General features: G+C 50.3%; 23 protein-coding genes, 2 pseudogenes and 1 riboswitch. Of the genes and pseudogenes, 7 read left to right on the top strand and 18 right to left on the bottom strand.

All coding sequences use genetic code 11. The features are described 5' to 3' along the window. Nucleotides 1-62: 62 nt before the first annotated feature. On the bottom strand, nt 63-1208 hold the full coding sequence (locus tag FAH67_RS00505; RefSeq protein WP_167480500.1) for a YadA family autotransporter adhesin: 1146 nt from the start codon (nt 1206-1208) through the stop codon (nt 63-65). Here FAH67_RS00505 and FAH67_RS12360 point away from each other — a divergent pair. Next, nucleotides 1207-2063 (top strand): annotated as a pseudogene (locus FAH67_RS12360) (integrase core domain-containing protein). The gene FAH67_RS00505 and the pseudogene FAH67_RS12360 overlap by 2 nt on opposite strands. A 204-nt stretch (nt 2064-2267) precedes the next feature. Here the strand turns inward: FAH67_RS12360 and FAH67_RS00495 are convergent. Next, nucleotides 2268-2888: an L-threonylcarbamoyladenylate synthase gene (locus tag FAH67_RS00495; protein WP_003680049.1), complete on the bottom strand. Its 621-nt coding sequence runs from the start codon at nt 2886-2888 to the stop codon at nt 2268-2270. Between the two features lie 217 nt (nt 2889-3105). Between FAH67_RS00495 and dusA the strand changes: the two genes are divergently transcribed. Continuing rightward, nucleotides 3106-4110 (top strand): tRNA dihydrouridine(20/20a) synthase DusA, encoded by a 1005-nt coding sequence (gene dusA, locus FAH67_RS00485; protein ID WP_050772625.1) that lies wholly within the window; start codon nt 3106-3108, stop codon nt 4108-4110. Between the two features lie 304 nt (nt 4111-4414). Here dusA and FAH67_RS00480 read toward each other — a convergent pair whose 3' ends face one another. The 13 genes and pseudogenes from FAH67_RS00480 to FAH67_RS00420 form a co-directional block, all read right to left on the bottom strand. Beyond that, nucleotides 4415-5050 carry an opacity family porin gene (locus FAH67_RS00480; protein ID WP_003680052.1) on the bottom strand — a complete coding sequence of 212 codons (636 nt, stop codon included), beginning with the start codon at nt 5048-5050 and terminating at the stop codon, nt 4415-4417. 213 nt (nt 5051-5263) lie between these two features. Continuing rightward, nucleotides 5264-5434 (bottom strand): hypothetical protein, encoded by a 171-nt coding sequence (locus tag FAH67_RS11445; protein ID WP_003680054.1) that lies wholly within the window; start codon nt 5432-5434, stop codon nt 5264-5266. 358 nt (nt 5435-5792) lie between these two features. Beyond that, a complete protein-coding gene (gene purH, locus FAH67_RS00470; protein WP_039863759.1) occupies nt 5793-7373 on the bottom strand; it encodes a bifunctional phosphoribosylaminoimidazolecarboxamide formyltransferase/IMP cyclohydrolase in 1581 nt (526 codons plus the stop codon). 163 nt (nt 7374-7536) lie between these two features. After that, a pseudogene (locus FAH67_RS00465) lies at nt 7537-8706 on the bottom strand (chloride channel protein). An 87-nt stretch (nt 8707-8793) separates the two neighbouring features. Continuing rightward, nucleotides 8794-8913, bottom strand: a complete 120-nt coding sequence (locus FAH67_RS00460; RefSeq protein ID WP_232500810.1) for a hemagglutinin repeat-containing protein — start codon at nt 8911-8913, stop codon at nt 8794-8796. A gap of 423 nt (nt 8914-9336) precedes the next feature. Beyond that, on the bottom strand, nt 9337-10155 hold the full coding sequence (locus FAH67_RS00455; RefSeq protein WP_112890753.1) for a hypothetical protein: 819 nt from the start codon (nt 10153-10155) through the stop codon (nt 9337-9339). 56 nt (nt 10156-10211) lie between these two features. Continuing rightward, nucleotides 10212-11087 carry a DMT family transporter gene (locus FAH67_RS00450; protein ID WP_003680067.1) on the bottom strand — a complete coding sequence of 292 codons (876 nt, stop codon included), beginning with the start codon at nt 11085-11087 and terminating at the stop codon, nt 10212-10214. Nucleotides 11088-11269: 182 nt separating this feature from the next. Next, the gene (locus FAH67_RS00445) at nt 11270-11509 is read right to left on the bottom strand and encodes a Fis family transcriptional regulator (protein ID WP_003680068.1); all 240 of its coding nucleotides are present in this window, start codon (nt 11507-11509) and stop codon (nt 11270-11272) included. Between the two features lie 70 nt (nt 11510-11579). Then, nucleotides 11580-12584, bottom strand: coding sequence for a tRNA dihydrouridine synthase DusB (gene dusB / locus FAH67_RS00440; protein ID WP_003680069.1), 1005 nt, complete (start codon nt 12582-12584; stop codon nt 11580-11582). 132 nt (nt 12585-12716) lie between these two features. Beyond that, complete coding sequence (locus FAH67_RS00435) at nt 12717-13367, bottom strand: site-2 protease family protein (RefSeq protein WP_049351143.1); 651 nt, start codon at nt 13365-13367, stop codon at nt 12717-12719. A gap of 72 nt (nt 13368-13439) precedes the next feature. Beyond that, nucleotides 13440-14687: a hypothetical protein gene (locus FAH67_RS00430; RefSeq protein WP_003680074.1), complete on the bottom strand. Its 1248-nt coding sequence runs from the start codon at nt 14685-14687 to the stop codon at nt 13440-13442. A 210-nt stretch (nt 14688-14897) separates the two neighbouring features. Next, the gene (glnA, locus tag FAH67_RS00425; protein ID WP_039863760.1) at nt 14898-16316 is read right to left on the bottom strand and encodes a type I glutamate--ammonia ligase; all 1419 of its coding nucleotides are present in this window, start codon (nt 16314-16316) and stop codon (nt 14898-14900) included. A gap of 238 nt (nt 16317-16554) precedes the next feature. Then, nucleotides 16555-16941 carry a surface-adhesin E family protein gene (locus FAH67_RS00420; protein ID WP_003680081.1) on the bottom strand — a complete coding sequence of 129 codons (387 nt, stop codon included), beginning with the start codon at nt 16939-16941 and terminating at the stop codon, nt 16555-16557. Nucleotides 16942-17113: 172 nt separating this feature from the next. Between FAH67_RS00420 and aroE the strand changes: the two genes are divergently transcribed. Beyond that, nucleotides 17114-17923 (top strand): shikimate dehydrogenase, encoded by an 810-nt coding sequence (aroE, locus tag FAH67_RS00410; protein WP_003680082.1) that lies wholly within the window; start codon nt 17114-17116, stop codon nt 17921-17923. 2 nt (nt 17924-17925) lie between these two features. Continuing rightward, nucleotides 17926-18627, top strand: coding sequence for a monofunctional biosynthetic peptidoglycan transglycosylase (gene mtgA / locus FAH67_RS00405; protein ID WP_003680083.1), 702 nt, complete (start codon nt 17926-17928; stop codon nt 18625-18627). A 39-nt stretch (nt 18628-18666) separates the two neighbouring features. On the opposite strand, the gene pncB is transcribed toward mtgA, so the two are convergent. Both pncB and FAH67_RS00395 read right to left on the bottom strand, forming a co-directional pair. Next, complete coding sequence (gene pncB, locus FAH67_RS00400; RefSeq protein ID WP_003680084.1) at nt 18667-19887, bottom strand: nicotinate phosphoribosyltransferase; 1221 nt, start codon at nt 19885-19887, stop codon at nt 18667-18669. A gap of 96 nt (nt 19888-19983) precedes the next feature. Then, nucleotides 19984-21279 (bottom strand): M23 family metallopeptidase, encoded by a 1296-nt coding sequence (locus FAH67_RS00395; protein ID WP_003680085.1) that lies wholly within the window; start codon nt 21277-21279, stop codon nt 19984-19986. 363 nt (nt 21280-21642) lie between these two features. Here FAH67_RS00395 and FAH67_RS00390 point away from each other — a divergent pair, with 363 nt between their 5' ends. Continuing rightward, entirely contained in the window at nt 21643-22623 is a 981-nt protein-coding gene (locus FAH67_RS00390; RefSeq protein ID WP_003680087.1) for a hypothetical protein, read from the top strand. 6 nt (nt 22624-22629) lie between these two features. Here the strand turns inward: FAH67_RS00390 and rfaQ are convergent, their stop codons facing one another. Then, nucleotides 22630-23712 (bottom strand): putative lipopolysaccharide heptosyltransferase III, encoded by a 1083-nt coding sequence (gene rfaQ / locus FAH67_RS00385; protein ID WP_003680091.1) that lies wholly within the window; start codon nt 23710-23712, stop codon nt 22630-22632. A 148-nt stretch (nt 23713-23860) separates the two neighbouring features. Beyond that, a riboswitch (PreQ1 riboswitch) is annotated at nt 23861-23905 on the top strand. A 3-nt stretch (nt 23906-23908) separates the two neighbouring features. Between rfaQ and queF the strand changes: the two genes are divergently transcribed. Both queF and FAH67_RS00375 read left to right on the top strand, forming a co-directional pair. Continuing rightward, nucleotides 23909-24382 (top strand): preQ(1) synthase, encoded by a 474-nt coding sequence (queF, locus tag FAH67_RS00380; protein WP_003680093.1) that lies wholly within the window; start codon nt 23909-23911, stop codon nt 24380-24382. Between the two features lie 101 nt (nt 24383-24483). Continuing rightward, on the top strand, nt 24484-25161 hold the full coding sequence (locus tag FAH67_RS00375; RefSeq protein ID WP_003680094.1) for a 7-cyano-7-deazaguanine/7-aminomethyl-7-deazaguanine transporter: 678 nt from the start codon (nt 24484-24486) through the stop codon (nt 25159-25161). Nucleotides 25162-25175: the final 14 nt, after the last annotated feature.

The raw sequence follows: 25175 nt of genomic DNA, 5'->3' as shown, positions 1-25175 counted from the left end.
ACCTAAAATTTCAGACGGCCTCCCTATTCAGGCAGCAAATCTAGTTGCCTGTCATTGCCAACTTACCACTGATACAGCGCACCGGCACCGACATGACCGTCGGTATTGGCCGAGAAGTTGCCTTTGACAATCCAGTTGCCGCCGTCGCTCATCGCAGATACGCCGATGGCCATGGCAGACTGACCACCGTAGTAGCCGCTGCCGACACCGATACCGGTCGCACCCGGACGGGTTACTTGCGGAATCGAGCCTTGGGCAATCGCACCGGCCACACCCGCGTAGGCTTTCTTACCTACTTGGTTGATGTTGTTCTGCAACTCGGTACCCAAACCAATCAACTGGTTCACGTTTGCCGCGTCTGTACCGTCTTTACCCGGAGCCACGTTGGTAATGCGTTGGCCGCCGTTGTTTAGACCGACAGGAGACAGTTTGACTTGGTTGTTCGGATTGCTTTCAGTCGGTGCAGCGATGGTTACACCATCGTTGTTGACCACGGTATTGCCTGCGGTCAGACCGTCTTTGTTCAACGCAACTTTATCGCCGACTTTCACGCCGTCGTTATTCATCACAGTATCGCCTGCTTTGAAGGTATCGGCATTCACGGTCTTCACGCTGATCTCGTCAGCCAACTTCAGCTGTGCGCCACCGGCTACGGTTTCGCTGATGATGTTGCTGTCGCCTTTGACGTTGATGGTAGAACCCAACACGTAGTTGTTGCTGCCGGTCGTACCGCCGAAGTTAATACCTTTAGCGATCGTCGTAGCATTGTTGGCGACGTTTTGGTTGGTTGCGTGCAACTGGCTGCCGTTAATGGCATCTTTGCTGTTGGCATTGAGGTCGCCGTCGGCTACGTTGGTCACTTTGTTGCCTGCAGCATCAATACCGGACTTGGTCAGGCTAGAACCACCTGCAACGGTCACACCGTCGTTGTTCACGGTAGTGTCACCCGCTTTGACGCTGTCTACTACCAGGTCTTTGTTCAGCTTGACGGTCGCTTTATCGTCTTGGGCTTCGGTGGTGATGTTGTCGTCGCCGGCAACGGTCACGGTAGAGTCGAGTTTTTCGACATTGGTGCTGCTGCTGTCGCCGTTGAAGGCCAGGCCTTTGGTGTCAACGGTGGTTTTGACATCCACACCTTTTTGGATGTCGTCTTTGGTGTAGAAACCAGTAGCGTTGTTTACAGTATTTCCAGGAGAATACTGAAACATGAACATGCACAAAAACACCCGTCTCACCCCGCACCACCGCCAAGCCATTTGGCCGGCCTACACGCAGGGGAAGGAAAGCGTCACCTCCCCGGCACGCCGCTACCAAGTCAGCCGCGTCACCATTTACCGCGCACTTAAAGCCGCAAGAGGCAGACTGCTCAAACCCCAAACCAGTACCAACAACCGTTTCAAACAGGCAAAGTACGGAATGAAACGCCCGGCCAAGGTAGAACGCGACATTCAGGAAAAACTCAAAAGGCAGGCCAAACGCTACAATAAATCCTACCCCGGAGAGCCGGTACATCCCGATACCAAACGGCTGCCGCTGATCAAAGGGTAGAAAGCCACCGATAAGCGGGATTACCTGTTTGTCGCCATCGACGATTTCTCAAGGGAGCTATACGCCGCCATTTTGCCGGACAAAACCGCAGACAGTGCCGCCAAGTTTCTGACCGAATACCTGATTGATCCCTGCCCATACCTGATTGAGTGCGTTTACTCCGACAACGGTACGGAATATAAAGGCTCGGCCAACCATGCTTTCGGTGTAGCCTGTTATGAGAACGGGATTGGTCAAAAGTTTACCCGGGTTGCCCATCCGCAGACCAACGGTAAGGCGGAACGGGTTATCCGCACCCTGATGGAGATGTGGCATGAGAAACAGTTGTTTGACCGTCCGGAACACCGGCGAAAGGAGTTGTGCCGCTTTGTTAATTTCTATAACACTGTGAAGCCGCACCGCAGTTTGAACGGCGATACGCCGTTTGAGGTCTTGCAGGCTTATTTTTCTCAATCTGTGGTGTAAACAACGCAACGTTTTCCTACAACTCATGCAAACCATATGCCAATATTTAGAATATTATTTAAAATGAATTATTTATTGAGAAATGCAAGAGAAAGGCCGTCTAAAACATTTCAGACGGCCTTTAATGGAATGATATTGAACAACTACTTAATTGAATAATTTGGTTTTTAAGCTATCAATAAAATCGGCAATATACTTTTAATACATAATAGAAAGAACACGCATATCCCTACTTAATACAAACGCGGATGGTTTTACAAGCCGAATACGGCAATATCGCCCTTGCCTTGACGAATCAGCTCAGTGCCATCGGTCATATCGATAACTGTCGTCGGCTCAGTACCGCACCAGCCGCCATCAATAACCAAATCGACAGCATGCTCAAGACGATCTCGAATTTCGTATGGATCGGTCAATGGCTCGTCGTCTTCGGGCAGCATGAGGGTGCAACTTAAAATAGGTTCGCCCAATTCTTGCAAAAGTGCCAAGGCAGTGGCGTTATCGGGAACACGCAGGCCGATGGTTTTGCGCTTGGGGTGAAGCGTGCGATTGGGTACTTCTTTGGTTGCCTGCAGGATAAAGGTGTAGCTGCCGGGCGTAGCTGCTTTGAGCTGGCGGAATTGGGCGTTATCTACTTTGGCGTAAGTACCCAATTCGCTCAAATCGGCACACATCAGGGTCAGATGGTGTTTTTGATCGATTTTGCGAATCGTTAGAATGCGCTCCATCGCGTTTTTATCGCCTAGTTTGCAACCTAACGCATAGCAGGAATCCGTAGGGTAAACAATAACTCCGCCACTGCGAACAATATCGGCGGCTTGTTTGATAAGGCGGTCTTGGGGATTATCGGGATGAATAGCGAAAAATTGTGCCATATTTTTTTCCTTATCATTCCAATGGTTTGTTGTTTGACATTTTAAAACTTATTTGGCCGTCTGAATATTGGATTTCCACCACTATGAATAGATTTAGCCTCAGCTACAACACGGCGGCACCCAGTAATACCTTATATATCATTTTGATTTACCGGACGATATCGAAAGTCAATTTAATACACTATATAATGCGTTATTTTGTTTGAAAGTCATCTCAATGTCTGCTTCTTCCCTACCTTCCCGCCGCTTGTCTGTCGCACCTATGCTCGATTGGACAGACAGACACTATCGCTTTATGGCGCGACAAATTACACGCAATACTTGGCTTTATAGCGAAATGGTCAATTCAGGCGCAGTGGTTTACGGAGATAAAGACCGCTTTTTGAGTTTCAACGAAGGCGAGCAACCGGTAGCTTTACAGCTTGGCGGCTCAGATCCTCATGACTTGGCAATCGCTGCCAAAGCGGCTGAGACGTATGGCTATAACGAAGTTAACCTAAATTGCGGCTGCCCCAGCCCACGCGTACAAAAAGGCGCATTCGGCGCTTGCCTGATGAATGATGTAGATTTGGTGGCAGATTGTTTGAACGCGATGCAGGATGCAGTTGAAATTCCAGTAACAGTCAAACACCGTATCGGCGTAGACAGACAAACAGAATATCAAGTTGTGGCAGATTTTGTAGGAATGCTTCGTGAAAAAACAGCCTGCCGCACATATATCGTCCATGCACGTAATGCTTGGCTGGACGGTTTGTCCCCGAAAGAAAACCGCGAAGTTCCGCCACTCAAATATGAATACGTCTACCGTTTGAAACAAGAGTTCCCCGACTTGGAAATTTTGATTAACGGTGGCATCACCACCAATGAAGAAATCGCCGAACATCTGAAATTTGTCGACGGCGTCATGATCGGGCGCGAGGCTTATCACAATCCAATGCTGATGCGCGATTGGGATGCACGGTTTTACAACGACACACACGCACCAATCCAATACGCAGATTTAGCAGCTTGGCTATACGCATACAGCCGCGAACAAATCGCCTCAGGGCGCGGTACCATCCTACGCCATATCGTCCGCCACGCACTGGGCTTGATGCACAGCCTAAAAAATGCCCGCACTTGGCGCCGTATGCTCTCAGATGCCGCCTTACTGAAAGACAACGACGGCAGCCTGATTCTAGACGCATGGAAAGAAGTCGAACGCGCAAATATTTGGGATTAATGGCATATCGTGCGAATAAATGAAAGGCCATCTGAAACATCAAATGATGTTTCAGACGGCCTTTTAAATTGCAACAGACTGCTAAAGATATTTTCATTTCTCTTTGGCTACTATGACGATTAATTCATCGAATAAACCCAAAACATAATCTAAGCATAAAAAAATGCGGCCTAAATAGGCCGCATGGATTACGGTATATCGGGAATGACGGTCCGGGTATTTCACTGCGCCCACCCCGCGCCTGTAAATGGCGAGTGCATCAAAAATGCCGTCTGAAGGTTCAGACGGCATCGGAATCGGGGAATCAGAAGCGGTAGCGTACGCCCAATGAGGCTTCGTGGGTTTTGAAGCGGGTGTTTTCCAGGTGTCCCCAATAGTGGTAGCGGTAGCCGGTATCCAAGGTTAGGTTGGGCGTGATGTCTATGCCTACGCCTGCCACCGCGCCGAAGCCCACGCGGCGGATGCTGTGGCTTTCGTGGATGGGTTCATAGGCTTTTTCCGGACCTCTCACGATATTGTTAATGGTAGTAGTTTTCGTACCTTCTAAAGAAATGCTGTGTCTGATTTTGCCTAAACCAACCCGTACGCCGGCATAGGGTTTGAAGCGGGTGCCGGTGTCGAAATCGTAGATGGCGGAGATGCCGTAGCCGGATTCGGCTTTAAATGTGCCTTTGTCGGTATTGTCCGCTTCTATTTTGGCGGTAACAGCTCCATTAGCGTATGTTTTTGTTTGTTCCGCATGAATATGCTTGCCATGTTCCCAAGTATTATAACGGGCGTAATCGAGGGCGATGCGCCAGTTGCCGAAATCGTAGCCGACGGAAAGGCGGGGGTGTGTGGAGTGGGTTTTGATGTCTCGGTAGTCGTCGAAGAGTTTGGCGTTGTCGGCAGGATAATCGTGGGTAATGTGTTCGTAGGCGTAAGTCAAATCTGCCTGCACATACGGGCCGCGGCCGTTGTCTTCACTTGCCGCCTGCGCTGCGGAAGAAAAGAAAAGAGAAGAGAAGAGAAGAGAAGGTTTTTGGTGGCTGTATACATATCAATTCCAAATATTTAAGATTAAATTATTAAAAACATTGTTAACGAGTGCTGAGGATTTTAGCAGATTTGTTTGGCTGAAATGTGATTTTTTGTTAAAGAATGTATTTATTTTTTAAAGTTTCGGTGCGGCGATTGGATATAGTGGATTAAAATAGGAAATATTCAATGCCAAAGCAATTTGTCGGAAATGACCGAAATTCAAAAACCGGATTCCCGCTTTCGCGGGAATGACGGGATGCAGGTTTTCGTGCCGGCAGGTCTGGATTCCCTCCACTTTCGCCATTCCCACTCCTTCGTCATTCCCACAAAAGTGGGAATCTAGAAACTTAACGCTACGGCAATTTTTGGAAATGACTGAAACCGAACGGACCGGATTCCCGCCTGCGCGGGAATGGCGAATTTCAAAGTTATGGCATTATCGAAAAAACAGAAATGCCTCCGCCGTCATTCCTACCTTCGTATTTTGATTTTCTGTTTTTCGCGGGAAGGACGATTTGGAAATTACCCGAAACCTCAAAAAAACCGAAACCGAACGGACCGGATTCCCGCTTTCGCGGGAGTGACGGGTTTCAGGATTACGGTAAATGGCGCAAAAATGCCGTCTGAAAGCCCTTCAGACGGCATTGCCTTGTTCATCCGCCTTAATGGCGGAAGTGGCGCACACCCGTTACTACCATCGCGATGCCGTGTTCGTCCGCCGCGTCGAAAACTTCTTGATCGCGCATCGAGCCTGCCGGATGGATGATGGCTTTGATGCCCTGCTCGGCAATGACATCTACGCCGTCGCGGAATGGGAAGAAGGCATCGGATGCGGCACATGCGCCGTTGAGGTCGAGATTGGCATCTTGCGCTTTGCGGGCGGCGATGCGGGTGCTGTCCACGCGGCTCATTTGACCTGCGCCGATGCCGTAGGTTTGACCGCCTTTGCCGAACACGATGGCGTTGGATTTGACGTATTTTGCGACGTTCCAGACGAACAGCAAATCGTTCCATTCCTGCTCGGTCGGTTGGCGTTTGGAGACGACTTTCAAATCGGCGCGGCTGATGCGGCAGATGTCGGGCGTTTGTACCAACAGTCCGCCGCCGACGCGTTTGAGTTCGAAGCGGTTTGCGCCTGCTTCAAGAGGCACTTCCAATACGCGCACGTTTTTCTTGGCGGCGGCGATTTCGAGGGCTTCAGCGGTGAACTTCGGCGCCATCAGGACTTCCATAAACTGATTGTCGGTAATTTGTTTGACGGTTGCGCCGTCGATTTCACGGTTGAAGGCGATGATGCCGCCGAACGCGCTGGTGGTGTCGGTGGCGTAGGCGAGCTTGTAGGCGGTCAAGGTATCGGCTGCAACGGCGACGCCGCACGGATTGGCGTGTTTCACAATCACGCAGGCGGGCGCGTCGAAGGATTTGACGGCTTCCCAAGCGGCATCGGCATCGGCGATGTTGTTGTAGGACAATTCTTTGCCTTGCAGTTGTTTGTAGGCGGAAAGGCTGCCTGCGGCGGGGTCAATATCGCGGTAGAACGCGGCGCGTTGGTGCGGATTTTCGCCGTAGCGCATGTCTTGCACTTTAATCCAGCTTTGGTTGAACTGGCTTGGGAATTCGCCAATTTGGGGCTGGCCGCTCAAGACGTCGTCTGAAAGCGAGGTCAGGTAGTTGGAAATCATGCCGTCGTATTGGGCGGTGTGGCTGAACGCTTTGCGTGAGAGGTTGAAGCGGGTTTTGTCGCTCAATGCGCCATTGTTGGCTTCGAGTTCGGCGGCGATGGCAGGGAAATCGGCGGTATCGGTAACGATGGCGACGTGTTTCCAGTTTTTCGCGGCGGAACGCACCATGGTCGGGCCGCCGATGTCGATGTTTTCAATCGCGTCTTCCAGCGTGCAGTCAGGCTTGGCGATGGTGGCGGCGAAGGGGTAAAGATTGACGCACACAAGGTCGATATTGCCGATGCCGTGTTCTTCCATCTTGGCGACGTGTTCGTCCAAATCGCGACGGCCGAGAATACCGCCGTGAATTTTCGGATGCAGGGTTTTCACGCGGCCGTCGAGCATTTCGGGGAAGCCGGTATAGTCGGCAACTTCAATCACGGGAACGCCCGCATCGGCAAGCAGCTTCGCCGTGCCGCCGGTGGAGAGGATTTCGACACCGAGCTTGTGCAGGGTTTGGGCAAATTCGACTGCACCAGTCTTGTCGGACAGGCTGATCAGCGCGCGTTTGATGGAAGGCATTTGGATTTCCTTTGTTGAAGGTTTAATCAGTATGGGATGAATTTTCAGGGCGGTATTATCCCCCAGTTTCGCATTTTTGGCAGTAGGTTTTTGCAAATATTGTTAACAATTTTATTGCAAAAGGCCGTCTGAAACTTGGTTTCAGACGGCCTTTTGCTTTTGTCTATTTAAATCCCATTTTCTTTGCTACCCATACTGCGCCTGCCATGCCTACGCATAAGGGCATGAGTAAGGCAACGGGGGCATAGGTGAGCTCTAAAATAAAGACGATGGCGGTCAGCGGCATTTTGAGCGATACGCCGAGAAACACCGCCGCTCCGACGACTGCCGCGCTTTCAGACGGCATTTCGGGGAAGACGCTGTTCCACGCGGCGGCGGCAGCAAAAGAAATGGTGCTGCCGAGCATCATCGACGGCGTAATCAGGCCGCCGTATGCCCCTGCCGCCAGCTCCATCAAGACGACCGCCCATTTGACGGCGGTCAGCTCAAGGCTGTATTGCCAACCGGTCAAACCGCCAAAGGTCAGTTGGTTGCCTGCTTTGCCGTTGCCCAAAATTTCGGGAAACCAAACGGCAATCGTGCCGATGAGTGCAAACATACAGACAGCCAAGGGAATGATTTTGATGTTGTCGCGCTTGATGAAGGGAAACTTTTGGGCTGTGCGCTGGAAAAAGACGGCAGTTGCGCCCAGTATCGGGCCGATGATGGCGGAAAACCAAAGTAATGATGTGTTGATGGAAAGGTTGGCCGGATGATATTGCTGCACGTCGCCCAAGCCGATGCGCGCGACGGCGGTGGCGATGACTGAAGTCAGCAATGCGGCGGCGACAGCTTGCTGCGTCCATACGCCCAGCATGGCTTCGAGGATAAAAAGTGTGGAGGCGAGCGGCACGTTATACACGGCCGCCAAACCTGCACCCGAGGCGCAAGCAATGACCAGCCTTGCGTCGTCTTCGCGCAACCCGAAACGGTTGACACCTACTGAAGCAAAGGCGGCGGTCATTTCGCGCGGTGCAACTTCGCGGCCGAGCGGCGAACCAAGCCCGACGGTAATGATTTGCAACAGGGCATGGCTGACAGTTTCAAAAAACGGAAAACCGGCGAGCGGATTTTTAACCACGGCTTTAATGCTCGGTTACGACCTGCCGTGGCGTTTGAGCAACCACCACCCCAAGCCGACCACCGCGCCGCAAAAGGCCATCACGCCGATACGTCGCTCCGAACTTGCCTGCGCTACGCCCTCTCGGAATGAAACGTATAGGCCGTCTGAACCGTAACCGTAGGCAAGATGTTGAATTGTGTGCATGATTTCGGTTAATACAATGCCGACCATGCCGCCGATAATGCCGGTAATGATGAGTGCGGCCCAGAGTTTATGAGTGTCTTTCACGGGATTTGACTTGAGGTAGTAATGGTTTGATCAAAGCGTTTTTAAGGGAACTATATGTTGGCTGTCTTGGGCCGACTGCAGCCGGATGTCGCGTGCGGAATCGAGGCGGATGGTATCGCCCGCAGTAATGTTGCTGCCTTGGACGGTAATGTCGCCCTCGCGGCTGCGGATATTGATGTCGCTGCCGACTTTTAGAAATCATATCTCCCTGAGTTTAAATAAATAGACTCGTCTTCAGACTCTGTTAAACAACCATTGAAAACACTATCTATACTTAAAATATAGTGTCCGTGGTTATACGATATGTAATTACAATTCCCCCAGCCAGGCACGTTATAGCTAAAAAAATTACATCCTAAAATTTCATGTGGATAAATATTAATCTCGCTTAAATTAGATGGGTATCTTCCTTTCTGAGTTTTAAACAAGTGAACTTTATTATTTATAAAAATTATTTTTTTCATGCAATTCTGTTGATCATATTTATTAAATAATATAGTAAATATAATTATTGCTGCAGTGACAAAAAATTTTCTCAATTATTTCCCTCCTGTGAACATGGGTTTTGTGGTTCTATTGTCCGCCTAAGGGATAGTTTTTGGGGGCAACGTGGGTTTTGCCGTTATAAGGGAAAATATATTTCTGATTTTTATAATTTTTCTTTCCTGATACACCGCTGAGTTTTGCAGTCAACGCCCATACGCCGGATACGGCAGGACGGCTTTTGTCAAAAGCAATTTTGGCTTCCAGGCTGACAAACGTGTCTTCGCAGAGGCGTTTTTCGCGCCCTTTATATTCATCGCAATTGCCGTAATATGCGCCGTTATCTCTACCATTGATAATGAAGCTTTTATGAACACGGTTGCTATTATCGGTAAACAGGAAATTTTCTCCGGTTGTCGTTTCGCCTTGACCCGTATAGCCTGATTCGACAGTGTAGCCCCAGTTTTGCTCACCCATCTGGACAAACCGCCAATCCTTATTCTCCGGTGTCTCGCCCCATGCGCCGATTTCATCTTTTCCGTGCTGTTTAATTGCCCACTTGCCGTCTGCTTTCTCCAAAACAAACAATTCTGCCAGACCGGAAGAAGCATGGGCGTCCTGTTTTACTTTTTGTTCCATATCGTAGGCAAAACCCGTGTACAACACATAGCGCGTGGCTTTGCCGTTGCGCGTTACGGTATGATCGGCAACAGGTTTCATGCAATACATAATATTGTCAGATGCTGTCTCACTGTCTTTCGGCGGCTTGGCGAGCTGGCATTTGTGCGCGGCAAGCGGTCGGTTGTAATACTTGGCAATGACGGCCTGTACGGCGGCTTTGTCGTTATCGGGTGCAGCCAACGCCAAAATAGGGCAGGCAAGCAAAAGCAGGGAGATGATGCGTTTCATAGAAATTTTCCCAAAATGTTTTATTGAAGCTTACTTCAGGCCGTCTGAAACTGTTTTCAGACGGCCTTTTTGTGTTTGTTGCTGACACGCGCCAACATACCGGCGACAAAAGTGGACACAATAACCACGGTAATGCCCATCGCAGACATAGCACTTAAATGTTCGCCCAAAATTAACACCGCCATGATAACGCCGATGACAGGCTCAAGCGAAATCAGCAGGCCGGAGACGTTGGCAGGGACTGTGTTCATGCCTTTGTTCCACAACAGATAGGCAAGCCAACTACAGCCAATCCCCATATATAAAATCGACAGCGTACCGCCCCATGACCAGTTGATTTGATAGCTGTCTGCCAACACCAGCGAAAACGGCAGACACAACACCGCCGCCACCGCCATGGAAGCCGCGGTAAATGCAGGCGCACCGATACGGGCAACCATCTGCCGGCTCGGACGTATCACGCCTGCAAAGCCCAATCCCGCAAGCAAAATCAACAGACAGCCGAACCAGTCAATCGTACCGCCCTCTTCTGCACCGCCCATGACCATCATGCCCACGCCTGCAAACGCCACTGCGCCGCAAATCCAGTGGTAAAGTTTGGCTTTGTCGTTGAAGAAGAAATGACCGACAAAGACCACCAGCAAAGGCTCCAGCCCCACCATGGTAACCGCGCTGGCAGCGGATGTATATTTCAAACCGATAAACTGAAGCATCAAAACGACAACGTAGTTGACAAAGGAAATCCACAACAACGGCTTCCATTCGCTCCGCGGAATCCTACCCAAATGACGGCGGCACGACGGCAGCACCATCAACGCGGCAATCAGCAACCGCGCCTCAACCATCAGCGTCGGGTCAAGCATCTCGTAGGAATACTTGGCAGCGATAAACGAGCTGCCCCAGATTAACAATGCGAGTATTTGGTAAAGCATGGTTCAACTCATGGTAAAAAAATTAATCGTTTCTTCTCTGGTTTTCAGACGGCCTGAAGCCTTTTCAAGCTGTTTTTATTTTGATTGTGTCAACGAATCCAAAAAATATCTAACTGATGGATAAATGACCCAGCCGGTTCTTTCATTATAGGCAGGCAGAAATGTCTGCCCTATCCTCCCTATTACAATAAACCATGCTGCTGCAGCTTTTTGCGCAAGGTATTGCGGTTTAACCCCAAAATGACCGCCGCTTTAGATTGGTTGCCGCCGCATTGCTCCATCACGCAAATCAGCATCGGTTTTTCAACTTGGTGCAACACCATATCGTACACGCCGCAAGGTTCCGTGCCATCCAAGTCTTTGAAGTATTGCTTCAGGTTTTGTTCAATACATTGCGCAATGTCAGTAGTCGTTTGATTCATCGTGATGTCTTTCTTTGGATTTGTTTTTAAATAGATTTGTTTTTTAGATGATAAGGCCGTCTGAAACCCTTTAGCCTTCCCGATAGTGGCATACCCAACGGTCGGTTTTTTCTGAAAGCGTCTCAAGATAGGCGGCAAGGGTATCGTATTGTGCTGTGGCGCTGTCCAAGCAGTTAATTTCCCGGCGTGTTTGTTCGCCGTCGGGCATTTCATCGATATACCAGCCGATGTGTTTGCGGGCGATGCGTATGCCGGCCACTTCGCCATAAAATTCATGCATGGCGCGGATGTGGTTCAAAATAGTGGCATTATATTCTGTCAAGCTTAAGGCCGGCGGCAAAACGCCGTGTTCGGCGTAATGTTTTAAATCACGGAAAAGCCACGGCCTGCCTTGTGCGCCGCGCCCTATCATGATGCCGTCGGCAGCGGTTTGCTTGAGGACGGCGGCGGCTTTTTGCGGCGAAGTAATATCGCCGTTGACCCAAACGGGGATGTTCAGACGGCCTTTGGTTTCGGCAATCAGTTCGTAACGCGCTTCGCCTTTGTACATCTGCGTACGGGTGCGGCCATGGATGGCAAGGGCTGCAATGCCCGATTCTTCGGCGATTTTGGCGATGGTCGGCAAGTTTTGATGTTCGTCGTGCCAGCCCAAACGGGTTTTGAGGGTAACGGGTACGTCCACCGCGTTGACAACGGCTTCCAAGATTTCGCCAACCAAAGGCTCGTTTTGCATCAACGCGCTGCCCGCCTGCACATTGCAGACTTTTTTGGCCGGACAGCCCATGTTTATATCAATGACCTGCGCGCCTAAGCCGACGTTATATCGTGCGGCTTCCGCCATCTGCTGCGGATCGCTGCCGGCAATCTGCACGGCCACAACTCCACCCTCGCCTTCAAAATCGCTGCGGCGCAAGGTTTTTTTGGTATGGCGCAAGCTCGGATCGCTGGTCAGCATTTCGCATACCGCCCACCCTGCGCCAAACTCGCGGCAAATCCGGCGGAACGGTTTGTCCGTAATACCTGCCATGGGGGCGAGTGCGATAGGGTTGTCAATGAAATAGCCGCCGATGTGCATGATGTTTGCGCCAAATTGAAAGGGCTGAAATTGTACAATTTTTAAGCAACTTTTCCAATCGTATTTACATGTTGCACAATGAAAAAGGCCGTCTGAAACTGAGTTTCAGACGGCCTTTTTCAGCCAAAATATTTAAATAAACAGCATGACAACCATCTGCACTGCGGCCTGAATCATGGCGATAATCGGCCAAATCAGTTTGGCCAGCAGGCCGGTAAACAACAGAATCAGGATAATCCATGTGCCGTATGGCTCGATTTTACGAAACTGCATGGACTGTTTGGCGTTAAGGAAGGTATCAATAAAAATACCGCCGTCCCAAGGCAAAATCGGAATCAGGCTGAATGCGACCCAAATCGAGTTCACCATCACGCCGTAACCGGCCATCTGCACCAACGGCGCTTGATAAGACTCAGGCACATACGCGGACAATACGACGACAAAGCCCCAAAAAAACGCCAAAATCAGATTGGCAATCGGACCTGAAATCGACACCCAACGCCACGCACGGCGCGGATCGCGGAAATTGCGCGAATCGATGGGCATAGGACGCGCCCAGCCGAACAGAAAACTGCCTATCATCAGACACACCAGCGGCACGACAATCGTACCGACAGGGTCGATGTGCGGCAGCGGATTGAGGGTCAACCGCCCAAACTGCTCGCCGGTATGGTCGCCCCAATACCGCGCCGTATAACCGCGTGCCACTTCGCGCACGGTAATGGCCAACAACACGGGCAATACTGCCAGCAAGAATACGCCTAAATCAAAATTTGCAAACATGGTTTTCCTTATCAAACATGCCGTCTGAAAACAGAAAATATCATTAAATATCCTTTCAGACGGCCCGAGGCTTTAATCTTCTTCTTTCTTATCCGAATCGAAAGACTCTTTCAGCTCTTCCCAAGTAATGCCTTTACCTTGCGGATTAAATTTGAAGACCGGTTTGCCGTAATTACTGTACACACTGTCGCCGATAATATTAATGGCCTTATCTATCCCATTGATTTGCATATACATGCGGGAAGCCAACATGCGGCCTTTGCGGTCGAGATAATAGTCAGTAACAGGATTTTTGCCGAATACCTGTTTGAAGTTAAGTGGTTGAATACTTTCGCTTAAACTAGAGAATGCACTGAAATTTTCTTTTGCTTTCTGATACTCTTCTTCTGTTGATCCAGGTTGTGGCGTTTTCTGCAATTTCGACAACTCTTCATCAAAAGCCTTAGCCATTGCCTTCATTACGATAGAATCATGTTCAGGCTTCATGACATAACGCACTCGATAACGTGCTTTGTGTGATTTACCAAATTCATCCATTTCTTTGAATACATATGCATCAGCAGGTAGAGACTTATTAATGCTCAACCAAGCACGCATTGCCGCTTCAGCGATATGATCAAAAGGCACGCCTTTCAAATCAGCACTATCTTTCAAACTCACTTTTAAAGGTTCTTTAATCAAACGTTTGCCGATTTTCTCATCGGTGTACACACTAATAATGGCAGCAGCACTGGCGGGCGGATCCATATAAATTTCCCATTTTTCCGCATCCAGTTTCATAGGAAGTTTGATACTAAGTTTTTCATTGTGGTTGTTGATGGCCAATTCAGGAATCATCTCAAACTGACGCGTTGATAGGTCAACAGCCACCTCATAATTCAGATGAGTCCGTTCTATGTAGCTTGATATAGCGGGATATTTATCCAGATAATTAATGGCAACTTGTACAATGCTGCCATCCGGCAAGGCATCAAGCATTGCATTGCGGAACTCGGCTTCCTCTTTTTCAGAAAAGTCCTGTTTCAAAGGATCATCTTCTTCTTGAGTGTTTTCCATAGAGGCTGCCGCATCCTCTGCTTTTGCTTTGGCACCCTCTACTTCCGCTTTAGCTTTCTCTTCTACCTTTTCATCTGCCAATACAGCTTCAGCCAATGGGCTGATATATACCCTGGAGCTGCCTGTGATGTTAAAGCTGTGGTCTTCTTTTAAAATACGGTCATTGGAAATCGACATGACCTCGTGCGCGGTTTTGTGATCCAAATTACTGCACGCGCTCAAACCAAATGCCGCAGCAATGGCCAAACCAATTATTTTCTTCATTCTGTATAACCTTTTTGATTAAATGATTTCGTTAGCACAATTTAACACAAGGCGCCGATTCCATAAAGGTTTTCAAACAGCATGATTTATTGCTTCTCGCTATCATGGTAAATCAGAATACCCTAGCCAATTCAAATTTAAAGGCCGTCTGAAACTTCAAATCCAGTTTCAGACGGCCTTTGGTTTCCTATTTAAAATGCCTCAGCTGTTTTACAGGCTGTAATACATTTCAAATTCCAGAGGATGAGGTGCCATGCGGATGCGGCGTACGTCTTCTTCTTTGAAAGCGATGTAGCTGTCGATCCAGTCTTTGCTGAACACGCCGCCGCGCAGGAGGAATTCGTGGTCGGCTTTGAGGGCGGCGAGGGCTTCTTCCAAAGAAGCGCAAACGGTCGGGACAAGCGCGTCTTCCTCCGGCGGCAGATCGTACAGGTTTTTATCGGCAGGATCGCCCGGATGGATTTTGTTTTGAATACCGTCCAAACCCGCCATCAGCAGGGCGGCGAACGCCAAGTACGGGTTGGCTGTCGGATCGGGGAAACGCGCTTCGATGCGGCGTGCTTTGCTGCTGTTCACAGACGGGATGCGGATGGAAGCGGAACGGTTTTTGGCGGAATAAGCCAGTTTGGTCGGCGCTTCAAAGTGCGGCACGAGGCGTTTGTAGGAGTTGGTGGACGGATTGGTAATCGCGTTCAGGGCTTTGGCGTGTTTGATGATGCCGCCAATGTAATAAAGGGCGGTATCGGACAAGCCGGCATAGCCGTCGCCTGCAAACAGGTTTTGACCGTCTTTCCAGATGGATTGGTGGACGTGCATACCGCTGCCGTTGTCGCCCATAATCGGTTTGGGCATAAAGGTGGCGGTTTTGCCGAAGTTGTGGGCAACGTTTTGAATCACATATTTCATGTCTTGGGTTTGGTCGGCGCGTTTGACCAAGGTGGCGAAACGGGTACCGATTTCCATTTGGCTGCCGGTGCCGACTTCAGAGTGGTGGACTTCGACTTCGATGCCGAGTTCTTCCAAAATGTTTACCATCGCGGAGCGCAGGTCTTGACCGCAGTCAATCGGCGCAACAGGTGCGTAACCGCCTTTGACGGTCGGGCGGTGGCCGGTATTTTGACCGTCCATATGCAGACCGCTTGCCCACGCGCCGCTTTCGGAAGTGATTTCGTAACGGGTTTTGTGCATATCGGTTTCAAATTCTACGCCGTCAAAAACGAAGAATTCAGGCTCTGGGCCGAAATAGGCGGTGTCGCCGATACCGGAAGATTTCAAGTAAGCTTCGGCACGGCGTGCGATAGAGCGGGGGTCGCGGTCATAGCCTTGGCCGTCGGCCGGATCGATAACGTCGCAGGTAAAGACAACGGTGGTATCGTCGTAGAAAGGATCGACGAAGGCTGTAGACGCATCGGGACGCAGCTGCATATCGGAAGCCTGAATACCTTTCCAACCGCCAATGGACGAACCGTCAAACGCTTGACCGTTTTCAAACCATTCTTCGGGATCGTCGAGGACGATGCGGGTGGGGATGGTAAAGTGGTGCTGCTTGCCTTTGGTATCGGTAAAGCGCAAATCTACGAAGCGGGCTTCGCTTTCTTCAATCAGTTTTACAGCGTCTTTGATGGACATCTTCAGCTCCTGAGGGAATGGGTTTAAGTTGTTATTCTACCACGGTAAGGCCGTCTGAAATACATCAGGGCACCCGTTTTTACGCAATGAAATATAGTTTCAGACGGCAAGATTGTCAACAATATGCTTCAGTTTGTCTGTTCAAAAGCGGAATGCCCGCCCTTTTGTCCGAATGCCGACAAAACAGATGCCGTCTGAAAGCAGTTCAGACGGCATCTGTTGTTTGGTTTGAAAACGGTCAGCGGGGATAACGGTTGCAGACAAATTTGTACATACTCTCTCCAAGCGTACCTGGAATAACATAATCCCATTCGGCATAGGATGGTGTCTTAGAACCGATAGAGTTTCCCGATTCGGAATACCACGTTACCGTCAAAGACCTACGACGTTTACCACTGCAATCTATTTCTTCCAACCCTTTATCTGTATTATAAAATTTTCCATTGCTATGCTTTTTCGGCTTGGCATACCTCATTTCAACCCATGCACTATTGTCCGTACGGCTGTCTGCATCACCAAACACGGCAGTATTGTTACTGTCATTACCTAACCACACCCAATCCGCCGCCACCGCCGGCGTTGCCAACCCTAATGCAAATACTGCCAAGCACAACATCTTTTTCATGTCCGCCCCTTTCGTTCTTGTCAACAAAATAAAGTTAAATTGTAAAAAAGAAATGACTTTTTTTCAAGAAACAAACATTCCATCATGCTACCTGACAACCGTTTCAGACGGTATCGTTTCCATCTGTACGCCGCCGTTATAAAATAGCCGTCCCGTCTTTTGGAACACGACCATGACTACCCTCCCCCGTTACGCCGTTTTCGGCAATCCCGTTGCACACAGCAAGTCGCCGCAAATCCATCGGCAGTTTGCCCTTCAGGAAGGCGTTGACATTGAATACGAACGCATTTGCGCCGACATCGGCGGTTTCGCGCAGGCGGTTTCGACATTTTTTGAAACAGGCGGTTGCGGGGCAAACGTTACCGTACCGTTCAAACAGGAAGCGTTTGACTTGGCGGACGAGCATTCCGAACGCGCTTTGGCAGCCGGTGCGGTCAATACGCTGATTCTGTTGAAAAACGGCAAGCTGCGCGGCGACAATACCGACGGTATCGGTTTGGCCAACGACATCACGCAGGTCAAAAACATTGCCATCGAGGACAAAACCATTTTGCTTTTGGGCGCAGGCGGCGCGGTGCGCGGCGTGATTCCGGTATTGAAAGAACACCGCCCTGCCCGTATCGTCATTACCAACCGTACCCACGCCAAAGCCGAGGAATTGGCGCGGCTTTTCGGCATTGAAGCCGTCCCGATGGCGGATTTGAACGGCGGTTTCGATATCATCATCAACGGCACGTCCGGCGGCTTGAGCGGTCAGCTTCCGGCCGTCAGCCCTGAAATTTTCCGCGACTGCCGCCTTGCCTACGATATGGTTTACGGCGAAGCGGCGCTGGCGTTTTTGAACTTTGCCCAAAGCAACGGCGCGGCCGAAGTTTCAGACGGCCTGGGCATGCTGGTCGGTCAGGCTGCCGCCTCTTACCATATTTGGCGCGGATTTACGCCCGATATCCGCCCTGTTATCGAATACATGAAAGCCCTGTAACCATGTTCCGCATCATCAAATGGCTGATTGCCCTGCCCGTCGGCATCTTTATCTTTTTCAATGCCTATGTGTACGGCAACATCATCACCTACCGCGCCGTCGCGCCCCATCGGACTGCCTTTATGTCGATGCGGATGAAGCAGTTCGAACAAGAAGGGCGCGATGTCGCACTGGATTACCGCTGGGTGCCTTACAACCGCATTTCGGTCAACCTGAAAAAAGCCCTGATTGCTTCCGAAGACGCCAACTTTGCCGAACACAGCGGCTTTGACTGGAACGGCATCAAATACGCCATGAAACGCAACAAGCAAAGCGGCGAAGTCAAAGGCGGCGGCTCGACCATCAGCCAGCAACTGGCGAAAAACCTGTTTCTCAACGAAAGCCGCAGCTACATCCGCAAAGGCGAAGAAGCGGCCATTACGGCGATGATGGAAGCCGTTACCGATAAAGACCGCATTTTTGAGCTGTATCTGAACTCAATCGAATGGCACTACGGCGTATTCGGCGCGGAAGCGGCGTCCCAGTATTTCTACAAGAAACCTGCCTCCGCCCTCACCCGCCAACAAGCCGCCAAGCTCACGGCGCGCGTTCCGGCTCCACTGTTTTACGCAGACCATCCTAAGAGCAAACGGATGCACAACAAAACGAATATCATCCTGCGCCGTATGGGTTCGGCAGAATTGCCCGAAAGCGATATGGATTAATTAAAAAGGCCGTCTGAATATTTCAGACGGCCTTTGTTTTTAGGCTTTCTCTTCCGGCTCCGGTACGTCAAACACTTGGCGCAGGTAAGCGAGGAAGGTGTTGTTGGTGGTCATGGTTTTGCCCGGGGAGTCGGAGAGCTTGGCAACGGATTGGCCGTTACACTCGACAAGCTTCAAGACAATGTTCAAAGGCGTGTGTCCCAAATCGTTGGTCAGGTTGGTACCGATACCGAAACTGGTTTTGAAACGGTCTTTGAAGTATTGGTGCAACGCCCATGAACGCTCAATATCGAGGCCGTCTGAAAAGGTCAGCATTTTAGTGCGGCTGTCGATTTTGAGTTTTTTGTAATGCTCGTAGGCTTTGTCGCCCCAAACATAAGGATCGCCGCTGTCGTGGCGCAGGCCGTCGAAGAGTTTGGCGAAGTACAGGTCGAAGTCGCGCAAGAAAGCATCCATGCCAACCACGTCGGTCAGGGCGATACCGAGGTCGCCGCGATATTCGTGTACCCAGCTTTCCAGCGCGGCTTTTTGGAAATTGCGCAAACGTACGTCCAAGGCTTGGAAGGCTTGGAGGAACTCATGCGCCATGGTGCCGATTGGTGTGATGCCGATTTTTTTGGCGAGATAAACGTTGCTGGTACCGCGCACAATGTCGGGAGCGGCTTCCAGCAAGGTGCGGATAACGTGTTCCTGCCATGCGAGGGTGTAGCGGCGGCGCGTGCCGAAATCGGAAATCAGGAATGGCGGATCATTCGGATTTTGTGTAGCTGCAATTTCTTTCAGCTGTTGCGCTTTGGCCTGCAGACGGCGCTCGCCTTCTTCGATGACGGCAGGCGTTTCCAAGCGGCGGAAATAGAGTTCGTTGACGATGGCAAGAATGAAAATCTCGAAGAACATCGCCTGTATCATCGGGCCTTCGATGCGGATATTCAGACGGCCTTGGTCATCAGGACTGACTTGGACGAAGCGGCGTTGGAGTTGGAAAAGTTCGAGATAATCGACAAAATCGCTTTTGATAAAACGCAGGCTGCGCAGATAAGCAAGTTCGTCATGGGTAAAGCGCAGCCGGCACAGGGAGTCGAGTTCGCGTTCCAAGTCTTCTTGAATATCGGCCAGCGGATACACCATCTCTTTGTTGCGACAGCGGAATTCGTAGAGGCTGTGGGTTTGCGGGAATTGGTGCAACACGACTTGCAGCATGGTGAATTTGTACAGGTCGGTATCAAGCAGGGATTGGATAATGGGCTGATAAGCAGACATAAGTTTTCTCTGAGTAAACGTGGGCTTGATGAGGGTATCGATTTTAATAGGAAAGGCCGTCTGAAAGAAACCTTATTCAGACGGCCTGTATCTTATTTAATCCAGCTGCGCTACGGAAACCGGCAAAGAGCGGACGGTAGACAACATCGTGCTGGCATCTTTTTGCTGTTTGCGGAACGCGGCCATATTGGTCGGGGTCAATTTCGGCGTCGGCAGTGCAACGGTAGTCGGGTTGACCGGCTGGCCGTTGACGCGTGCTTCGTAGTGCAGGTGCGGACCGGTCGAACGGCCGGTTGTACCGACAAAACCAATCACTTCGCCGGCGCGGACTCTGCCGTCGGCAGGACTGAACGCGCTCATGTGGCCGTACAGGGTTTCCACACCGTTGGCATGGCGGATCATCACGGTATTACCGTAGCCGCCTTTCCAACCTTTGAAAATCACTTCGCCATCGGCAGCGGCCTTAATCGGCGTACCGGTCGGCGCGGCATAGTCGATACCGGTGTGCATATGGACGGTATGCAGGACCGGGTGGACACGGTAGCCGAACGGGGAAGAAATGCGCGTGTATGCAACAGGTTCGGTATTAAAGCCTTCTTTTTGTTGCAGGGACTTACCGTTTTGGTCGTAGTAGCTACCGCTTTCTTCGTCGCCTTTGCCTTGGCTGTAATAATAGGCTTGGTAGGTTTTGCCGTCTTTAACCACTTCAGCTGCCAAAATATCGCTGACCGCCATTTGCTGGCCGCGGAAATACATGCTGTTGTACAAAAGACGCACGGTATCGCCTTCGCCCAAGTCGCTCATATTGAACGAATCGGCAAAGATTTCTTTGAGCTGGATATACACTTCGGAAGGGATTTCGGCACGGAGCATATCGCCGATGGCGGAAGTGCGGATTTGCACGGAGCGCAGGGTCGGCATGGTTTTCATGTCGATTTCGGCATTGGAGATGCGCCATTTGCCTTTGACTTTTTCCAAAGCCACCAAGTTGCGTTCCAATTCTTCATCGGTAAAGAATTGAACGTCGGTCACTTGGCCTGAAGAATCGATGCGGATGTTGACGGATTGGTTGGTCCGTAGGTTTTTCATGTCGAGGTTGGCATTGTTTTTCGCCATGATTTGCTTGATGTCTTCTTGGTTGACACCCATGCGCGTCAAAACGTCTGCCAAAGAGTCGCCGGCTTGGACGGCTTCTTGCGCCCAATAGCTGGATTGATAGGTATTGGTTTCCACATAAACGGCAGGCAGCTCTTCGGAAATACGCTCGACTTTGAAATCGGTATGTGCTGGTTGAGGGTCGGTAATGGCGTATGCGGTCATGATGCCTGAAGCCGGCAGCAGAAACGCTAAGAGGGTTGCTTTGAATCGAGTGGAATATTTGTTTTTAATCACGCGTTATCCTTAATGGGGCGGTCTGTTTTTGAGGTTTGCAGAATGCCGGCACATCCGGCCTGCTGCGACCGCCTGCTGGTTTAAACAGTTTTGGGGATAAAGGACTTTGAGTCTTTTTTCCGATCTGAAAATCAGGTTTTCATTCGGAATGGATGAGGTCGTATTTGAGATTGACGTTATTATCAGGGCTATTGTGTTGATTTACACCCTGTTTTTCTGAAATTTACGCCACGAATTCTAGCATGGCAGCCCGTTTTTTTCCAAACCGGCCGTCTGAACGGCTCTTTTTCAGGGCGTAAGGGCAAGGTTCCGAAACGCATCATTTGTCGCGTAAAATAACGGTTTTCCTATCTATTTGCGCTTATGAAGCTGACCCTCGCCCTCCCCTCGCTCAACCGTTTTGCCGACGAATCCGTTCCTGCACTTGCCTTACCTGCTTTTAACCGTCTTTTGCGTTACGGCATATTGCGCAAAGAAACACTCAGGCCGTCTGAATTTTACGGCCGCCATTTGTGGAGCGGCAGCCTCATTACCCAAGTGCAACGTTTACGCCACACAAGCCAAAAACGCACAGCCGCTTTTGCCTCTCCGGTTTGGCAACAGATGGGTATGCACCATGTCAACATTATCAGCGGCGAGTTTATCGGCATCCAAAAAGAGGAGGCGCAACGGTTATGCACGGATTTGTCGGCGTTTTATCAAGATAAAGATTGGCAAGTCGAGCCACTTTGCGAAAGCATGTGGCTGCTCAGTATGCCGAAGATTGAAGATTGGGGCGCGGAATGTGTTTTGGATGTGTGCGGACAGCCGGAAATGGACGGTCAGGCACACGGCAAAGATGCGGTGTCTTGGTTGGCCATGCAGACGGAAATCCAAATGTTTCTCCACACGCATCAGATTAACCAAGCGCGTGAACAACAAGGATTGCCGGAAATCAACGGTTTGTGGCTGTGGAATGACGCGGACGGTACACAGTCTGCGGATATCGTCGCTTCAGACAGCGCATGGGCGCGTTTTTCGGATACGCCCAAACTCGATGCGCCATACGATTTGAAGGCTTGGTTTGAGATGGTTCAAGAAACAGGCAACACGGTTTCAGACGGCCTTATCTTTTTGGACGACTTGGTTTCCACCTTACAAACAGGCGATGTTTGTGCATACAAAGATATTCTGGAAAGCTGGGAAACCCGTTGGTTTGCGCCTTTATGGGACGCACTCGCTTCAGGCTGTCTGAAAACCGTTTGCATTGCCACAGACGGCGAAAACGGCGGCACGCTGGAAATCGGCCGCCGTTCCAAATGGGCGTTTTGGCGCAAAGCTAAAACGTTTAACGGATCGTGGTAAGCGGTTTTAAGCCTCCAACGCCTCCAATTTGGCTGAAATTTTGTCCCACACATCCTGCAACGGAATCGCTTTCAACAGACGTGTCGGATCGTTGGTATCGATACTGTCGGGGTGAGGCAGTTCGGCATAATCGCCGGCATAAATGACTTCCGCCTGCTCGGAATACGGACGCCATTTATCCACCCATGACGCGCCAAACAAAGAAATTTGCGGTTTATCCAAAGCAGCGGCGATGTGCATCGGTGCAGAGTCGACACCGACAAACAGTTTGGCACCCTCAATGGCCGCCGCCAATTCACGCAGACTCAAGCATCCGGACAATACATATACTTTTCTGCCTTCCGGAATATTCAGACGGCCTATAATTTCCTGAAGCATGTATTGTTCGACAGTGTCGGGAGAAGCGGTCAATACGACATTCTGTCCGCTGTTGAGCAGAAGCTGTACGATGGCGGCATTCTTGCCGTCTTCCCAGCATTTGAAATGCCAACGCGCACCCGGGTGCATCAACACATAATCTTCGCCGCTCCAACCCTGCTCACGCAATTTCTGCCGCATGCTTTCCCTTGCATCTTGTGCCACCCAAAGGCGCACTTTCGCATCGGCCACGTCTTCCGGCCGGATAAGCGGCGCGAGGATATTCAACTGGTTTTCAACGATATGATGGCTGGTATCAAGCTCATGGTTGATAAAATCATGACAGAAACGCCACCAGAATCCGTCACGCTTGATGCAGTCCAAACCCACGCTGCAACGGGCGCACAGTTTGGCGATTACCGCCGCGCTCCATTGGTCAGACAGATTGAAAGCCCAGTCATAATCGCGCGCCTTCAGCTTAGACAAAAGGTTTTTCTCACACGCCAACTGCTTGAATACGCCCAGCTTCTTCCAATTTCGATCAAGGGTAAAAATCTGCGCAATCTGCGGATTATCGGCAATCAGCTGTCCCGTACCGGCATACACCAGCATATCGATTTCGCAATCGGGGAAACGGGTTTTCAGCGCATCGACCACCGGCGTGCTCAAAAGCACATCGCCATGATGGCGCAATTTGATGATCAGAATACGTTTGGGTTGGGCTAAAGACATACAAATACTTTCAGACGGCCTGTTGATTGGCTGCTATTGTAAAGCGGAAAACAGGTTTCATAAAATACAAAACAGGCCGTCTGAAACCTATCCTGCTGATTCATCGCTATAAAATCCGCACAAGCCATGCAATTTATATTACAATCCGCACCCCGTGGTTCGAAAACCTCCCACATTAAAAAACTAAGGAAACCTCATGTCCCGCAACAACGAAGAGCTGCAAGGCATCTCCCTTTTGGGCAACCAGAAAACCCAATACCCGAGCGAATACGCACCTGAGATTTTGGAAGCGTTCGACAACAAACATCCCGACAACGACTATTTCGTCAAATTCGTCTGCCCCGAGTTCACCAGCCTCTGCCCGATGACCGGCCAGCCCGACTTTGCCACCATCTACATCCGCTACATCCCCCATATCAAAATGGTGGAAAGCAAATCCCTGAAACTCTATCTCTTCAGCTTCCGCAACCACGGCGACTTCCATGAAGACTGCGTCAACATCATCATGAAAGACCTCATCGCCCTGATGGATCCGAAATACATCGAAGTATTCGGCGAATTCACACCGCGCGGCGGCATCGCCATTCATCCGTTTGCCAACTACGGCAAAGCAGGCACAGAGTTTGAAGCTTTGGCACACAAACGCCTGTTTGAGCACGATGCACAATAATCCCGTTCAGACGGCCTAACGCCCTTTTCATTGCAAGACTTTCTCTATTGCACGGTCTCGCAAGGCTTCATGCCGTCTGAAAAAACTTCCGAAAGATTTCCATGTACGAATTTACCGCCGCACAGCAGAAGAAAGCGCTCTTCTGGCTGGTGCTTTTCCATATTTTTATTATTGCCGCCAGCAACTATCTGGTGCAGTTCCCCTTTCAAATTTTCGGTATTTTTACCACTTGGGGCGCATTTTCCTTCCCCTTTATCTTCCTCGCTACCGATCTGACCGTGCGCATTTTCGGCGCGCCGTTGGCGAGACGGATTATTTTTTGGGTGATGTTCCCCGCCCTGCTGCTCTCTTACGTCTTCTCCGTCCTCTTTCATAACGGCAACTGGACAGGCTGGGCATCTTTAACCGAATTTAACACCTTCGTCGGCCGTATCGCATTGGCCAGCTTTTCCGCCTATGCGCTCGGGCAAATCCTCGATATTTTCGTGTTCAACAGATTACGCCGTCTGAAATCATGGTGGGCCGCCCCTACTGCTTCCACTGTAGTCGGCAACGCGTTGGACACGCTGGTGTTTTTCGCCGTTGCCTTTTACACGAGTAACGATGAATTTATGGCGGCAAACTGGCAGGGCATCGCATTTGTCGATTATCTGTTCAAACTCGCCATCTGCACCCTCTTCTTCCTGCCTGCCTACGGCATCGTATTGAGCATCTTGACCAAAAAACTGACTTCCTTAAACGTCCGTCAAGAAATGCCCGAATCGGTTTTAGCCAAATAAGCTGCAGATAAAAA

Source organism: Neisseria flavescens, assembly GCF_005221285.1.
Lineage (GTDB): Bacteria > Pseudomonadota > Gammaproteobacteria > Burkholderiales > Neisseriaceae > Neisseria > Neisseria flavescens.
The sequence above is the reverse complement of the archived record's forward strand: the minus strand, read 5'-3'. Positions and strand labels throughout refer to the sequence as shown.